At 65.3% G+C, this 14,294-nt stretch carries 12 protein-coding genes and 3 tRNA genes; 2 read left to right on the plus strand and 13 right to left on the minus strand.

Annotated features, from left to right (window positions below; all coding sequences use genetic code 11):
* Window positions 1-74 precede the first annotated feature (74 nt).
* The 10 genes from lepB to ACQR2C_RS06030 form a co-directional block, all read right to left on the minus strand.
* The gene (gene lepB, locus ACQR2C_RS05985; RefSeq protein ID WP_316238853.1) at window positions 75-857 is read right to left on the minus strand and encodes a signal peptidase I; all 783 of its coding nucleotides are present in this window, start codon (window positions 855-857) and stop codon (window positions 75-77) included.
* 158 nt (window positions 858-1,015) lie between these two features.
* Window positions 1,016-2,359 (minus strand): RtcB family protein, encoded by a 1,344-nt coding sequence (locus ACQR2C_RS05990; protein ID WP_434880686.1) that lies wholly within the window; start codon window positions 2,357-2,359, stop codon window positions 1,016-1,018.
* Between the two features lie 159 nt (window positions 2,360-2,518).
* Window positions 2,519-3,091, minus strand: coding sequence for a 2OG-Fe(II) oxygenase (locus tag ACQR2C_RS05995; protein ID WP_434880687.1), 573 nt, complete (start codon window positions 3,089-3,091; stop codon window positions 2,519-2,521).
* Between the two features lie 54 nt (window positions 3,092-3,145).
* Entirely contained in the window at window positions 3,146-4,297 is a 1,152-nt protein-coding gene (locus ACQR2C_RS06000; RefSeq protein ID WP_316215965.1) for a slipin family protein, read from the minus strand.
* A 356-nt stretch (window positions 4,298-4,653) separates the two neighbouring features.
* Window positions 4,654-4,719: transfer RNA gene (locus ACQR2C_RS06005), tRNA-His, on the minus strand.
* A 2-nt stretch (window positions 4,720-4,721) separates the two neighbouring features.
* Window positions 4,722-4,794, minus strand: a tRNA-Phe gene (locus tag ACQR2C_RS06010).
* A gap of 438 nt (window positions 4,795-5,232) precedes the next feature.
* On the minus strand, window positions 5,233-5,769 hold the full coding sequence (locus ACQR2C_RS06015) for an HNH endonuclease (protein ID WP_434880688.1): 537 nt from the start codon (window positions 5,767-5,769) through the stop codon (window positions 5,233-5,235).
* A 45-nt stretch (window positions 5,770-5,814) separates the two neighbouring features.
* Window positions 5,815-5,886 (minus strand) — tRNA-Asp (locus ACQR2C_RS06020).
* 42 nt (window positions 5,887-5,928) lie between these two features.
* The gene (locus tag ACQR2C_RS06025; RefSeq protein ID WP_434880689.1) at window positions 5,929-6,117 is read right to left on the minus strand and encodes a hypothetical protein; all 189 of its coding nucleotides are present in this window, start codon (window positions 6,115-6,117) and stop codon (window positions 5,929-5,931) included.
* A gap of 1,455 nt (window positions 6,118-7,572) precedes the next feature.
* The gene (locus ACQR2C_RS06030) at window positions 7,573-8,760 is read right to left on the minus strand and encodes a tlde1 domain-containing protein (protein ID WP_434880690.1); all 1,188 of its coding nucleotides are present in this window, start codon (window positions 8,758-8,760) and stop codon (window positions 7,573-7,575) included.
* Between the two features lie 540 nt (window positions 8,761-9,300).
* Between ACQR2C_RS06030 and ACQR2C_RS06035 the strand changes: the two genes are divergently transcribed.
* Window positions 9,301-10,098 (plus strand): FkbM family methyltransferase, encoded by a 798-nt coding sequence (locus ACQR2C_RS06035; RefSeq protein WP_434880691.1) that lies wholly within the window; start codon window positions 9,301-9,303, stop codon window positions 10,096-10,098.
* Between the two features lie 8 nt (window positions 10,099-10,106).
* Here ACQR2C_RS06035 and ACQR2C_RS06040 read toward each other — a convergent pair whose 3' ends face one another.
* The 3 genes from ACQR2C_RS06040 to ACQR2C_RS06050 all read right to left on the minus strand — a co-directional run bounded on the left by ACQR2C_RS06040 (window position 10,107) and on the right by ACQR2C_RS06050 (window position 13,306).
* Window positions 10,107-11,624, minus strand: coding sequence for a glycosyltransferase family 39 protein (locus ACQR2C_RS06040; protein ID WP_434880692.1), 1,518 nt, complete (start codon window positions 11,622-11,624; stop codon window positions 10,107-10,109).
* The gene (locus ACQR2C_RS06045) at window positions 11,621-12,754 is read right to left on the minus strand and encodes a glycosyltransferase (protein ID WP_434880693.1); all 1,134 of its coding nucleotides are present in this window, start codon (window positions 12,752-12,754) and stop codon (window positions 11,621-11,623) included. The genes ACQR2C_RS06040 and ACQR2C_RS06045 overlap by 4 nt, the downstream gene beginning before the upstream one ends.
* Window positions 12,755-13,105: 351 nt before the next feature.
* Window positions 13,106-13,306, minus strand: coding sequence for a hypothetical protein (locus tag ACQR2C_RS06050; RefSeq protein ID WP_315801119.1), 201 nt, complete (start codon window positions 13,304-13,306; stop codon window positions 13,106-13,108).
* Between the two features lie 157 nt (window positions 13,307-13,463).
* On the opposite strand from ACQR2C_RS06050, the gene ACQR2C_RS06055 reads away from it, so the two are divergent.
* Window positions 13,464-14,288: a DUF72 domain-containing protein gene (locus tag ACQR2C_RS06055; protein WP_316176920.1), complete on the plus strand. Its 825-nt coding sequence runs from the start codon at window positions 13,464-13,466 to the stop codon at window positions 14,286-14,288.
* Window positions 14,289-14,294 lie beyond the last annotated feature (6 nt).

A 14,294-nucleotide genomic window follows, 5' to 3' on the forward strand; every position in this document is an offset into this window, starting at 1 on the left:
CGGGGTCTCGAGAAGCAGAGTCGGCAGTGCCCCATGTCGCTTCGCTCATGCGGGCTACGACATCCGCGACCGGCCTACCTCACCATCGTCCCGATCCGCTCGAAGCGGATGCGGCCGGGCCTGCCTTTGCCGGCACCGGCGGCCGAAAAGAAGATCATGGCGGCGCGGCCGATGACGTTCTCGATCGGCACATAGCCGATCTGGGACAGCACGCGGCTGTCGGTCGAGTTGTCACGGTTGTCGCCGAGCATGAACAGCCGGCCGGGCGGCACGACGAAGACATTGGTGTTGTCGAAGAAGCCGTTGCTGACGCAATCCAGCGTCTCGTAGCTCACGCCATTCGGCAAGGTCTCGCGCCAGCGCTTGACGCGCTCGGTCGCATCGCCCCCGCAGGCCGCCTCTCCGATCAGATCCTCGACCCGCTCGCGCGCGACGGCCGTATCGTTGATGTAGAGCACTCCGTCCTTCATCTGGACGCGATCGCCGGGCAGTCCGACGACGCGCTTGATATAGACGGTCGCATTGTCTTTCGGCAGGAAGAACGCGACGACATCGCCGCGCGCAGGCGTCGCACCCCAGATCCGCGCCGACGGCGGCAGCGACGAAGGCCATGACAACGGCCAAGTGAAGCGGCTGTAGCCATAGGGATATTTCGACACGAAGAAGATATCGCCGACGAGAAGCGTTGGAATGTTCGAGGATGAAGGAATGTTGAACGGCTGAAACAGAAAGGTGCGGATCAGCACCGGCGAGGCCAGCAGCAGGCAAAGAGCCACGAAGCCCGCGATGAAGATCGCTACGATCGCCCACCACGGCTCGCGCCTCGGCCCGGTCGCGCCCACCTCCAGGCTCGTCATCGCGTCTTCCCCCTCTTCACACCCTGAGGATGAGGGAAGGCCCGAGCCTGCGCAATCACCAAATGAACCGGAAGCCACGCGGCTGCCGATGATCTCCAGCCCCTGCCCATTCGTCAACGAGAGGCCGCCCGTGGGCGACCTCTCCCGGATCGTAGCTCTCACCGTCCCTTTCGCCACGGCGCGTCGGCTTCCCAGTCGCCGGCCATGATCGAGCCGTAAGGGATCACCTCGTCGATGACCTCGCCGAGCCCGTAGCGTGCGATCTGCGCCCGCACCGACGCGGCGTTCTTGTAGGCCTGCGGCAGCTCCGACAGATCGGGCTTGCCGCAATAGAAGCGCGCGTCGATGCCATCAGGCATCTCGGGACGATTCTCGCGCAGAAAAGCCTTCCGCCCGAGATTGCGCCCGGCGCCGTGTGGCGCGAAGCCGAGCGCGTCCTTGTTGTCCCGGTGCTTCAGAATCAGCACCGGCTCGGCCATGTTGAGCGGCACGATGGTGCGTCCGTCATCATCGGCCGAGAAGCCGGACCAGTTCGGCGTCGCCCCCTTGCCGTGATAGAACAGGCCGTCGCTCTTCTGGAAAACGAAGTTGTGCTCGTTCCAGAACCGGTCCGTGACGGCGTTGCCGAGCTTCGCCGCCGCGAGGTCATGGATCGCGTGGTGGTTGGCCCTGGTCCACAGCCGCGCCACCTGCAACGCCTCCCAATACGCCCGGCCGTCGTCGCTCGACGCCTTGATCCAGGCGCTGTGCTCCGGGACCTTCGGCGCGTGGATCGCGGTGTGCCGCTTCGCCACCGCCATGCCGCGCTTGTAGAGCTGCGCACCGAAGCCGCGCGAGCCGTGATGCGTCACCAGCGCCGCCTGACCGGTCGATTTGAGATGACCGACATAAGCGAAGTGGTTGCCGTCGCCCTGCGTGGCGAAGTGACCGATCGCGAAGCGCTCCAGCCCCTTCAAGAAGGGGTTGGCCTCGAACCCCGCCATCACCTCGTCGGGCGGCTGATGCAGCCGGTCGCGGCCGCCGGGACCGAAATGGGTCACCGCATTGACGGCATCGAGGATGCGCTTGGGATCGTCCTTGCGCGCGAACACGGTCACCGCCACCGAGCAGCAGATGTCGGAGGAGTGAAAGCCCGGATGGATCGCGTCCTCGCAGGCCACCACGCCGCCGACCGGAATGGTGCCGAGCGCCGTCCCCGACGGGCAGGCGTCCGGCATCACGGCGCCGGCCACGATGGTCGGCACCCGCATCAGGGCATCCATGTGCTGCGCGACCGCCGCGACGTTGGCGCGCTCGAGCTCGTTGTCGGCATCGATCAGCATCGCGAACGGCACGCCGTTGGTGCGCATCAAGGTCTCCACCGGCTGCAGCGCCTGCAGTGCCGCGAAGATCGCATCGTCGTTGGCGCCATCAGAGCGCATCGCATTCGCCGTCTCCAAGCCCTGCTTGAACCAGCGGCCGGGCTTGAAGCCCCAGGCGATCAGGGTGTTTCCGTCGATCATGGCACGTCTCGCATTTCATACAGGTCAGTTTGTAGCATCGGGCGGCGGCTGCGTTCATTGCCGGTACGGCGCGCAGCCTGTAGCCCGGATGAGCGTAGCAACATCCGGGGTCTCAAGATCAGCAGTGATCGACCCGCACGTCGCTTGCGCTCATGCGGGCTACGCTGTCCGCCGATACATCACGTCGGTTCGTAACACGTATTTGCGGCCCTGCGTGACAGGATCGCCGCGATGCATGATGGGATGATGGAACAGCAGCGCCATCCCTTTTTCCGGTGCGATGCGCAACGGACCATCCGGCATCAGACCGGTGTCGTCGCAGAACGACGTCGTGCCGCCTCCAAAATCATCGTTCAAATAGACCATGAAGGTGAATTGGCTGCGCTCACCATCGTCACGCTCGAAATGCCCGTCACGATGCCATTCAAACTTCTGTCCGACGTCGTAGCGATAGATCCGCAGCCGCTCGTTCAGCCCGACCGGCTGCCAGCGATGCTGGAACGACGGTGCCAGATGGCCGGCGAGGCGCTCGTAGAGATCCCGCGCGCGCCCGGCGTCATCGATGATGACACGATCGTTGTTGCGATGATCCTTCACGCCGCGAGGCGCAAACAACGTCGCCTGCTCGAACCCCATCAATTCACCCAAGCGGATATACTCCTCGCACTCAGCGGTGGAGAAGAAATTCGCGATCGTCTCGATGTTGTCAGCTCTCCAGGTCATCTCGGTCATGATCTCTCCTCCGTTGGCAGCGAGAAGCCGCCCGTGGGCGGCCTCTCTTGCCCATCACGCCGCATCGGGCGCCTTCAGCCGCACTAGCCGCGTCAGCAGCGCGTCGAGGCCGGCCCCCTCACCGGCGTGCAGGTCGATGCGGCCGACCTTTTCGACCAGGCGCTCCAGCGACTCCAGCTCCTTGAGCCGCAGCAGCAGCGGGTTCTCCTCCATCAGCCTGGCGGTGTTCAGGAGCGAGCGCGTCGCCGCGGTCTCCTCCTGGCGGCGGATCAGGTTGGCCTTCGCCAGCCGCTCAGCCTCGACCACCTTGTTGACGAGGTCGCGGATCTCGCCGGGCAGGATCACGTCCTTCACGCCGAGCTCCGTGATCTCCACGCCCGAGCCGTCGAGCCGCGCGCGCACGTAGTCGCGCAGCTCCGCGTCGAGCGAGGCCTTCGCCGCCAGCACCTCGTCGAGCGTGCGCGACGCCACCGCCTCCCGGATCGCGAACTGCACCAGCCGGTACAGCCACGCGTCCACGTCGGGCGACGTCGCCACCGCCGCCTCCGGATCAACGATCCGGCGAAACGCCGTCAGCGTCACCCGCAGCGCGATGCGATCCTTGGTCAGCATCTCCTGCGCGGTGATTTCGAGCACCGTGGGCCTGAGATCGAGGCGCTTGACCTCGATCTTGCGGCCGACCGCCCAGAAGGCATGCCGGCCCGGCGCCAGCCGCTCGGTCAGCCTGCCGTCGACATGGAGCAGACCGGCCTCGTGGTTCTCGACCACGGCCTCGGTCACGATGCCCGGCCGGTTGCGCTCGATCATCGCCAGGTGCCGCGCGCTCACGCGCACGTCGCTGGTGATGTCGATGCGCTCGACCTCGACATCAGTCGCGACCGTCCAGTAGACGCGGGTCTGCCAGGGCGTGAGCAGATGCGTCGGCCGGCCGTCGAGGCTGACGATCGCGATCTCGTTCGCGCCGGTCTCCACCGCCTCGAACAGCTCCGCGGCCAGATCGGGCCGTGCGGCCTTCAGCACCGCGTAGCGCTCGGTGGTATATTCGGTGCGGACGACGTCGAACACCTGCACCTTCAGCCGGTGCAGCGGATCGAGCAGCACATGGCGGCCCGGCGCGAGCACCCGCATGAGCTGGCCGTCGCGCCAGACCAGCGCCCGCTCGCCATCCTCCACCGTCACGGTCTTCGTCACCAGATGCCAAGTCACAACACACTCCCACGGTTTGCTTTCCGGCCCATCGGCCAGAATGCTGATGTCATCGATCAAAGGACGTGAGGACCGGACGACGCTTCCTGCGTGAACCGAGCGGGCCGAGGCTTGAGCGTCTGACGATGCCGGGCGCACGCGCGCGGTCGCGCGAACCATAAGTCCGAGCGTCCTTGCGCAGCCTTCCCGACATCTTCGGACGCGGTATCCACCGCGGCGCAGAGCCGGCTCTGCAGTGTCTTTGATCTGGTCGAAATGCCCTCGAAATTTTCTTGGGCAAAACGGCCGGACCGCGACTGAAGCGCGCGTCCGGTCCTCGTCAGAGGCGATTAGCTTTTCAGGCTAAACCGAAGCGCTGGAGCGGGAGTCGAACCCGCGACCCGATGAATCATAATCATCTGCTCTATCCAACTGAGCTATCCTTTGGTGGTGTCGACCGGAATCGAACCGATGCCTTCGGGCCTTCAACCCGACGCTCTCCATGAGCTACAGACTCCTTGCTCTTTGCGACGACGGAACACGGGACCGGACACCGGCCGCGCCAGTCGGGATCTCAGCGAGCCCGAACCAAAGTCATCACGAAGGATCGTTCTGCTACATGCAATTCCCATTTTACGCAAGACAAACATCTCGCTCATTTTCACTGCCGATCTCGTCGTTACTAATTAGATACACTTCGATCTCTCGATCATCAAAGAATGTCGCCCGCATGAGCGAAGCGGCATGCGGGTTCATACACGCAGCTCGTGATACCCCGGATATCGCTGCGCTCATCCGGGCTACAAACGCGCCACTACAAGCACGTGACCACCACGTAGCCCGGATGAGCGCAGCGACATCCGGGTTCACACGCGCAGCTCGTTGAACACCGCATGTCGCTCACGCCGCCGCCCGACGGGCGACGACGTGAGCTCATCTGGGCACCACGGCCATCGTCAGCGCTCCAGCTCCACGTCCCAGTAGAGATAGTCCTGCCACGTCTCGTGCAGGAATCTCGGCGGGAACAGGCGCTGTGCGGCCATCAGCTCGTGCCGCGTCGGCTCGAACGGCGGCCGCCGCGGCTTGAGGCGACGCCGGTCCTTGCGCGCGTTGCAGGGACTGCAGGCGGCGACGATGTTGCTCCACGACGTCTCGCCGCCATCGGCGCGCGGCACCACGTGGTCGAACGTCAGCTCGCCGTGGAGATAACGGCCGCCGCAGTACTGACACGTGAAGCGATCGCGCAGGAAGACGTTGAAGCGTGTGAACGGCACCCGCGTCGCCGGCCTGACATAGTCGCGCAGCGCGATCACCGACGGCAGCCGCATCGTCACGCTCGGGCTGCGGACGACGCGATCGTACTCGGCAACGACGACGTGCGATCCGCCGACCACGGCCCTGACGGCATCCTCCCAGCTGAACACGGACAGCGGAAAGTAGCTCAGCGGCTGGAAGTCGGCGTTGAGAACCAGCGCCGGATTTGTTGCTGACATCGTCGACCTCCTCTCTCGGCTCGTGATCTCATCGGGTCATGTTGCCGCCCATGACGGGAATCGAACCCGCCTTACCGGATCGACAGTCCGGTCCCTTCGCCAGATGGGACCATGGGCCTGTTCGTCGCGCCCGGCCTGCGCCGGCACGATCATGGTCAATCAGTCGAACCCAGCCGGAGCATGCTCCGGCCGAACGCCATTGATGTAGTCGAGATAGATCTGGCGAGCGCGCGCCTCGGTGACGCCGCGGCAGGCCATGACGATGCGCACGAAGGCAAGCGCCACCGGCGAGCACAGTGCTCGCGTGCGGTCGGTTGTCTCGGAATCTGGGCTCATCATGCGGGTCATCAGACCCTCCGCTCTTGGTGCGGAGGGTCAAGATCCCGCCGCGAGTTACACTTGTGCTGGAATTCGCAGTCCCGATTTGTCCAGGGACAGCACGAGATTGGCAGGACCCTGACATGCGACGCCCATGCCGGACCCATCGCGCGACCAGGTAAACGGTCGTTCGTTGGCGGGGGCGTTCGCGAGATGTGAGCGTAGGCTCAACACGGTCGTGGTCCTCAAGAGCGCGCCGGCAAACGGCGCATCGATTTCGATGGGGCAGAGCTATGCGCAGAATTTCCCGAAGCCGTCAAGGCCGCAGCGCGAAGCGATGGCGTTGCAGTCCCCTGCACCGCGACAGATTTGCAACAACCAGACTGCTCGCCGGGCAAATCAGTTGCGCATTCTCGCGAGCTACAAGGTCGCAAATGGTCATTCGAGCGATCGAAAATGCGTGCGCGCGGAAGCTCATTTGTCGAGCCCGGTCAATGGGATCGCTATGCTCACCTCCCATCCTTCGCATTTTCTTGTTTCCAAAAATCAGAAAACGTGCATTCTATGCAGGTCCTGTCCTCATGAGAGGGGCGCTTCGCGATCGTCATGAACGTGGAGGGCGGGATGCGGTGGGCGCATCGCCTCGCAGCGTGACTGCGGTCATGCCGACGAACGCGGAGATGCGCACGGCGAAGTCGTGATGTCCTGACACCCCGACGCTGGTGTCAAGGTCGAGAGAGACGAATGCTCCGACCGATGGTGGCCAGACAGCCGGCGCACCAGGGAGACCACGTATAAGCCGTCAATCCATCGCGCGGGGAATGCCGGATGATGCGGCTGAACCTGTGGTGACTGCCGCCTGCTTTCTTTGTTGCAGGCGGGCCATGGGTGAGGCCCTCACCCGGCATTCCCCGCGCCCTCTCACGATTTTCGAGGGCGATGTCGCTGGCATCACTCGGGCGTCATTCGCCGCGAGAATGCGACGTCGTGGCCGAGGTGTTCGAGCTGTGTATCCGTCTGCCCTTCTTCCCCTGCGATCGCATGAAGCGGTCGCCCGGAGCGACGCCGATCCCGAAGCCGCATCACTGCGCTCGTTACCGCACGGCATCCAATGGATTCTCGAGCTTGTGGCTCTAAGAGTGCATGCTCTTGGAGATTGGGAGATCGGACGAGCGCTGCGAGTGAATGCGCCCTCTCCCCTTGTGGGAGAGGGCATGTAGGAGAGCACGGCGTGCTCGGTTGGGTGAGGGGTCTGCCTCCGCGAGTTCGCTTGCGGAGAGATGCCCCTCCAACCGAATACTCGGAAGGGCCGTACATGCCCTCTCCCACAAGGGGAGAGGACGCTGTATCGCGCAGCGTAGTAGTTGGCGATATAGCACTCGTGCGGCGGGGGTCACGGCGCACCTTTGCACGCCCTCCAGTTCGGAACTACTGCTGAGTGCGAGGGCGACCATGCAGATCACACCTCAACGCCCCCTGCCCGCCTCACTCGATGCGGGCGAGGACGGCGAGCTTGCGGATGCCCTTGTTCTTGTAGGCATCGAGGAACGCGTAGTAGTCGCGGAACGACACGCAGCCGTTGGAGTCGCCGTTCGGGCCGAGCATGAAGGTGTGCGCCAGCAGGCCGTTGCGGCCGTGGATGGCGTCCTCGCCGCCGATCGGGTTCAGCCGCAGCGCCGGCACGCCATGGAACAGCGCCTCGCGCGGCTTCAGCTCATAGATATGCGGCGGCGTCACGCCGCGCATCTTGATCTTCTCCGAGCTTGGCTTGTCGAGGTTCTCGCCGAGGCCGGAATGCGCCTCGAGCTTGGTGCCGTCGGGCAGATACACCGCCTTGGCCGAGATGTCGTAGACCGCGGTGCTCAAATCATACGGCGGCCGGCCGCCGCGGGTCGGATCCTTGGCGATGCTGGCGGTGATGTTGGAATCAGCCGAGGCGTAGGCCAGGAGCCCGCCATCCTGGTTCTCCGGCTTGCCCCAGAGCTTTTCCTGGATCGAGTGGCGATCACCCGCGATCGACAGCACCGCCGCCTTGGCGCGCTCGGTCATCGCGCGCAGCGAGAAGCCGCTGCTCTTCGGCGCATTGGCCTCGGCAGCCTGCGCCGGCGTCACGGGCTGCTGCGGCTGCGCGGCCGGCTTGGTATTGGCGAGCGCCAGCTGCATCGGCGGCCGGGCATCCTTCTTCGGCGCCTCGGCAACCTTCGCAGGCTCAGCCGGCTTGGCTTCGGACGGCTTCGTCTCGATCTGCCTGGCCTCGACGGGCCTGGGCGGCGCGGCTTCGGCGAGCTTGGACAGCGGCGGCGCGCCGTTCGCGGCGTTGGAGGCCACGCCCTGCGGCACGGCCGCGCCGAAGCGATCGTTGAACATCTGCGGCGTGATGGCGGCGACCGTGGTGACGGGGGGAGATTCCGGGAATGCCGAGAAGGCGTCGCCCACCGCTTCGGCGGCGCTGCGCGTCGCGAGCCGCGGCGCGGGGCGCACGACGGGCTCGTCCTGCTCGATGCTGCCCAGGGTCGGATAGGCGTCGGCCGCGATGATCTTGGTATAGACCGTCACGGCGCAGCCCCCGATCAGGCATGCGATTGCCGCGCCACCGATCAATTTGTGAGAGAACGCGATCAGGGAGGACTTCCTGCGATTTCGTGCGGCCAACGCAGCTCGACTGTTACTCATTCACTCACGCCCGAACGAATACTCGACAACTCTCGCTCGATGCGCCACGGACACCCGCTTTGCATCTCGCAGAAGCACAGAGCTTCATTAAGGCGACTTTTAGTTAAATGCTGATTAAGTTTTGGCGGATTAGGGGCGGGTTAACCTTCAGGGCCTGTTTTGCCGTCAAAGAGGGCGGAAACAGGGCAAAACTGCAGCCACATGCAATATTACCGTACCGGGAAAATCCGGAGAGGCAGCATCCGTCGGCTGCGCCGATCCGTAAAACAGCGCACGCCGCGTTAACGATTGGGCCGGGGCGGCGGCGCGCGATCGATGATCTCTCGTTTGCGCGCGCTGACGAGGTAAAGGCCGCAGATCTCGCCGGTCGAAAGCCCCCGCTCCGGCAGGCCGGGCGCGACAAGCGCATCCGTAGCAGCCCGGAGCTACAGGCGCTGTGGCCGCTGGCGGCAGTATGGTACGGGACGATTCTCTGCGACACTCCGTCGGCGAATCGTACCGCGTCCGCTCCCTGCCGAGACGACACGAGAGGACCTCTCCATGCAGATCCCCGACCGGAAGCTGGCCTTCGTGCTGGCCTCGACCAATCAAGGTACGATGATCGTCAACCGGCTCGACTATCGCATGATCGACGCCAACCGCGGCTACGGTGTCGGTTTCCAGATCCTCAACACCGGCGCCTTCGATCCGGGAGAGGTGCAGCTCGCCGTCCGCCTGCTCGGCGTGCGCCGCAGGCACTATGGCGACGGCGCGGTCGCAATCGACTGTGGTGCCAATATCGGCGTCCACACCGTCGAATGGGCGAAGGCGATGACCGGCTGGGGATCCGTGCTCTCGATCGAGGCGCAGGAGCGGATCTACTACGCGCTCGCCGGCAATATCGCGATCAACAACTGCTTCAACGCGATCGCGATCCATGCCGCGGTCTCCTCGGAGCGCGGCGTGCTCAACATCCCGAGCCCGAACTATCTGACCCCGTCGAGCTTCGGCAGCCTCGAGCTGCGCCAGCGTCCCAACACCGAGTTCATCGGCCAGGCCATCGACTACGCGAACGATACCGTCGAGGTGCGCAAGCTTCCGCTGGACGATTTCAACCTGCCGCGCTGCGACCTGATCAAGCTCGATGTCGAGGGCATGGAGCTCGAGGCGCTCGAAGGGGCGACGGCGACGATCGAGCGCTGCACGCCGATCATGCTGGTCGAGAAGATCAAGACCGATGCCGACCAGTTGCGGCAATGGTTCGATCGCCGCGGCTACAAGACCGTCGACGCCGATATCAACATGGTTGCGATCCACGGCCGGGACAAGGCGCTGGCCGATATCATCCCGCAGGCCTGAGGCGCGCGTCAGCGCTGCAGCTCCGGCGGCGACGTGCGGTCGAGGAGCTCGGCCTTCGGCTCGCCGAGCGAGTAGAACGCGTAGGTCTCGATGGTCAAGGGCCCGCGCTTGCGCGCGGCCTCGCCGACCTTCTCGATGCGGCCGAACGTTTTGCTCACGTAGACCCGCGTCGCGATCTGTGCCTCGTCGACGAGCAGTTGCGTCCCCGCGAGCTTGGCCGGATCAGGCTCGGGAAAATTGACCCAGCGGATGCGCTGGATCGGCTGCAGCACGCAGGTCCCCGGCGGGAGATAGAACGACAGCCAGGCGGTGGTGCCATAATCCATCGCCAGCACGCAGGAGGCGCCGACGCGCACGCGTGCCGCCTCGATCTCGTCGGCCAGTGGGCGCCAGCCGACGCCGACACTGCGCACCGTGGCGTCGCGCCGGTAGCCGGACAGCAGGCCCGTGTTCGCCTGCACGATCAGCGCAACGAACATCACGACGCCGGCGGGCAGCGCCCAGCGCAGGCAGAATGCCGCGGTGCGCTGCTCGCGCGCCGACCAGGCGACGAGATGGGCCGCCGCCGCAGCAGCCACTACGAAGGCCGGATAGATTGGCGCGAACCAGTTGGCCTCGACGCGGGCATGCAGCGAATGCCACACGAAATAGGCGACGATGACCCAGACCATCGCCTCGATCAGGACGCGTGCCGCCGCGTCGCCGGCCCGGCGCCGGGCGAGGCCGTAGAGGCCCATCACGCCGAGGATGAAGACCAGCGGCGTCGCAAAGGCGAACTGCGTCGGGATGATCTCGGCGATGTAGACGGGCCTGACCGCCTCGACCCTGGCGCGGCCGAGCTGCTTGATGAACGACACCCATTGGTGATCGGCATTCCACAGGATCACCGGCGAAAACAGCGCCAATGCGACGAGGCCGCCGAGATAGGGCCAGGGCGAGGCCAGCCAATGCCGCAGCCTCGGCACGGCGACGAGCCAGATCAGGATCGCCGCGCCGAAGAACAGCGATGTGTATTTCGACAGCAGCGCCGCACCGACCGCCGCGCCGACGGCGAGCCACCAGACACCCCTGCCCGTCTCCAGCACCTTGGCGCAGAAGAACAGCACGAAGCTCGAGGCGACCAGCAGCGGCGCGTCGGGCGTCACGATCAAGGTGCCGACCGCCGCCATCAGCGTGACGTTGAGCAGCAGCGCCGCGGTCGCCGCCACGCGCACGCCGCCGAACAGGATCTCGGCGGTGCGATACACCGCATAGCTCATGGGCAGGCCAAGCAGGATCGAGACCAGGCGCACGCCGAGCTCGCTGTCCCCCGCGATCAGGGTGCCCAGCCGGATCACGACCGCCACCATCGGCGGATGATCGTAATAGCCGCCGGCGAGGTGCTTCGACCACATCCAGTAATAGGCTTCGTCGAAAGTGATCGGCGTGACCGCGGCCGCGATCAGCCTGACAATGACGAGGCCTGCGATGGTCAGCCAGACATTGCGGACCAGCCGGGCGTCGTCGGCGCCTGCCGCAGAGGTCATCGCTTGCGCCAGACGAACAATCCGGAGATCGCGTAATTCCACACCACGCCCATCAGCGCGCCGGCCGCGCCCGCCAGCCACCAGATCGGCTCCTGGTCGTAGACCGAGAAGGCGACGCCGACATTGGCCAGCAGCCCGACCGAGCAGACCAGATAGAACACGAGCAGGCCGCGCAGGATGGCAAAGCCCTTCAGCCGCTCGTCGCGATAGGTGAGGAAGTTGTTGAGGATGAAGTTCGAGGTCATCGCCACGAAGGCGCCGAGCGCCTGTGCCTCGGCGAACGGCATGTCGAACAAATTGAGACCGAGAAACAGCGTGGCGAGATGGACCACCAGGCCGGTGCCGCCGACCATGGCGAACAGCAGGAAGCGCAGCGACACGACGTCGTTGGTCATCTTGGCCAGCACGAGGCCGAGGAAGTCGAGCGCGACCATCGAGTCGAGCTTGCTCTCGCCATGCAGGCGCGAGCCGAACGTATAGGGCACCTCGACCGTCTTCAGACCGCCCTCGGCGCTGGCGATGATGTCGAGCAGGATCTTGAAGCCCTGCGTCGACAGTTTTGGCGCGATCTCCTCGAACCGGTCGCGGCGGATCATGAAGAAGCCGCTCATGGGGTCGTTGACCTCGACCTTGAGCGCGCGGCGCGCGATCTCGGTGGCGAAGGCGCTGGCCCCGGCCCGCTTGCTGTCGAAGCTCGCCGCGCTGCCGCCCTCGATGTAGCGGCTGCCGACCACGAGCTCGGCCGCGACGCTCTGCAGCAGCGACAGCATCTTCGGCAACTGGGTCTCGTCGTGCTGCAGATCGGCGTCGATCACAGCCGCATAGGGCGCGCTGGCAGCCAGGATACCCTCGATACAGGCACCGGACAGGCCGCGCCGGCCGATGCGGCGGATGCAGCGGACGCGCTGGTCGTTGCGCGACAGTTCGCGCACCACCTGCCAGGTGCCGTCCGGCGAGTTGTCGTCAACGAACACGACCTCCCAGGGCACGTCCTTGAACGCCGCCTCCAGCCGCCGATACAGCGTGGTGACATTGTCGCGCTCGTTGAAGGTCGGAACGACCACCGAAACGATCGGAATATCAACGGTTTGCTGGGACACTTGCGGGGCCGGTCGGAGGGCATCGGTCATGGTGCGGATGCGTATATCCGCCGCGTTCCACACTGCCAAGCGCGACGGCCGCCGGAAACTGCAAAAAGGGCGAACTGTGGTGCCGCCGTGCACCGCCGCGAATCCGGCCCAAAAACGCCAACGACCACAAACAAAGGGCGCGCGTACATCCGGCGCAGCCGCTCTGCCGTGGTCGTCTCGGTGCCGGAGCCGTTGAGCTCGACGTCACCCTCCTTCCCCAAATGGGGTGCGCCGGCCGAAATGCAAGGGCCGTCCGCCGTAGCCCGGCTGAGCGCAGCGACATTCGGGTTCACGCGAACTCTTCGGGAGACCCCGGATATCGCTCCGCTCAGCCGGGCTACGAAAGCCAGCCTAGTTCGGAACCTCGCGGACGACCGGTCCCCGCACCGCCGGGGCCACTGGGACGGTCTGCACCGGCGTGGGCGGCAGCTCGACCTTGGCCGGCTGCATCTGACGGGCCATCGGCCCGACGGGAACATAATAGAAGGCTGCCGCCAGCACGGCGGCCCCGACGATCGCGCCCAGCAGGCCACCGACCGATTCCGCTCTCATTGCCATATCTCCCCTTCCCGGCCCACGTCCTGGATACACGAGCCTCCGGAGCACGGGAAGAGCGACGCCCCAACAGCGCCGAACTGGCCAGAACCGGTCCGGTTGACTATCGTCTCCGTACCGCAACACCCTCGGCAATCAGCATCGGAATCGGTCCGTGAGCAAAGCCCCCGCACGCGCCTCGCAATCCAAGAGCCACATCTACATCGGCATTGGCGGCTGGACCTTCGCGCCGTGGCGCGGCGTGTTCTATCCGGACAAGCTGCCGCAATCGAAAGAGCTCGAATACGCCGCCTCGAAGCTGACCTCGATCGAGATCAACGGTACCTATTATGGCTCGCAGAAGCCGGAGAGCTTCCGCAAATGGGCGCGCGAGGTGCCGGACGGCTTCATCTTCTCGCTGAAGGGACCGCGCTTCGCGACCAATCGCCGCGTGCTTGCCGAAGCCGGCGATTCCGTGAAGCGCTTCTACGACACCGGCGTGCTCGAGCTCGGAGATCGGCTCGGACCGGTGCTGTGGCAGTTCGCGCCGACCAAGAAGTTCGACGAGGCTGATTTCGGCAAGTTCCTCGAGCTGTTGCCGCGTGAGCTCGACGGCCGCAAGCTGCGTCACGTCGTCGAGGTCCGCCATGACAGTTTCTGCGTCCCCGGCTTCGTCGCGCTGCTGCGCGAGTTCGCGACGCCGGTGGTCTTCGCCGAGCACGGCAAATATCCGGCGATCGCCGATGTCGTGGGTGATTTCGTCTATGCCCGGCTGCAGAAGGGCAATGACGAGCTTACGACGTGCTATCCGCCGAAGCAGCTCGACGCCTGGGCAAAGCGATTGCAGCTCTGGGCCAGCGGCAGCGAACCGGACGACCTGCCCCGGGTTGACGACAAGCCGGCGAAGAAGATGCCGCGCGACGTGTTTGCCTATGTCATTCACGAGGGCAAGGTGCGCGCGCCAGCCGGGGCGATGGAGCTCATCGAGCGCGTGAGCTGACGCGAG

The organism is Bradyrhizobium sp. HKCCYLRH3061 (assembly GCF_051168015.1).
Classification (GTDB): Bacteria; Pseudomonadota; Alphaproteobacteria; order Rhizobiales; family Xanthobacteraceae; genus Bradyrhizobium.

What these genes read in the sequence shown, in the direction of transcription:
- lepB (WP_316238853.1), bottom strand. Translation starts at nt 857, where the DNA reads ATGACGAGCCTGGAGGTGGGCGCGACCGGGCCGAGGCGCGAGCCGTGG.
- ACQR2C_RS05990 (WP_434880686.1), bottom strand. Translation starts at nt 2,359, where the DNA reads ATGATCGACGGAAACACCCTGATCGCCTGGGGCTTCAAGCCCGGCCGC.
- ACQR2C_RS05995 (WP_434880687.1), bottom strand. Translation starts at nt 3,091, where the DNA reads ATGACCGAGATGACCTGGAGAGCTGACAACATCGAGACGATCGCGAAT.
- ACQR2C_RS06015 (WP_434880688.1), bottom strand. Translation starts at nt 5,769, where the DNA reads ATGTCAGCAACAAATCCGGCGCTGGTTCTCAACGCCGACTTCCAGCCG.
- ACQR2C_RS06025 (WP_434880689.1), bottom strand. Translation starts at nt 6,117, where the DNA reads ATGACCCGCATGATGAGCCCAGATTCCGAGACAACCGACCGCACGCGA.
- ACQR2C_RS06030 (WP_434880690.1), bottom strand. Translation starts at nt 8,760, where the DNA reads ATGAGTAACAGTCGAGCTGCGTTGGCCGCACGAAATCGCAGGAAGTCC.
- ACQR2C_RS06035 (WP_434880691.1), top strand. Translation starts at nt 9,301, where the DNA reads ATGCAGATCCCCGACCGGAAGCTGGCCTTCGTGCTGGCCTCGACCAAT.
- ACQR2C_RS06040 (WP_434880692.1), bottom strand. Translation starts at nt 11,624, where the DNA reads ATGACCTCTGCGGCAGGCGCCGACGACGCCCGGCTGGTCCGCAATGTC.
- ACQR2C_RS06045 (WP_434880693.1), bottom strand. Translation starts at nt 12,754, where the DNA reads ATGACCGATGCCCTCCGACCGGCCCCGCAAGTGTCCCAGCAAACCGTT.
- ACQR2C_RS06050 (WP_315801119.1), bottom strand. Translation starts at nt 13,306, where the DNA reads ATGAGAGCGGAATCGGTCGGTGGCCTGCTGGGCGCGATCGTCGGGGCC.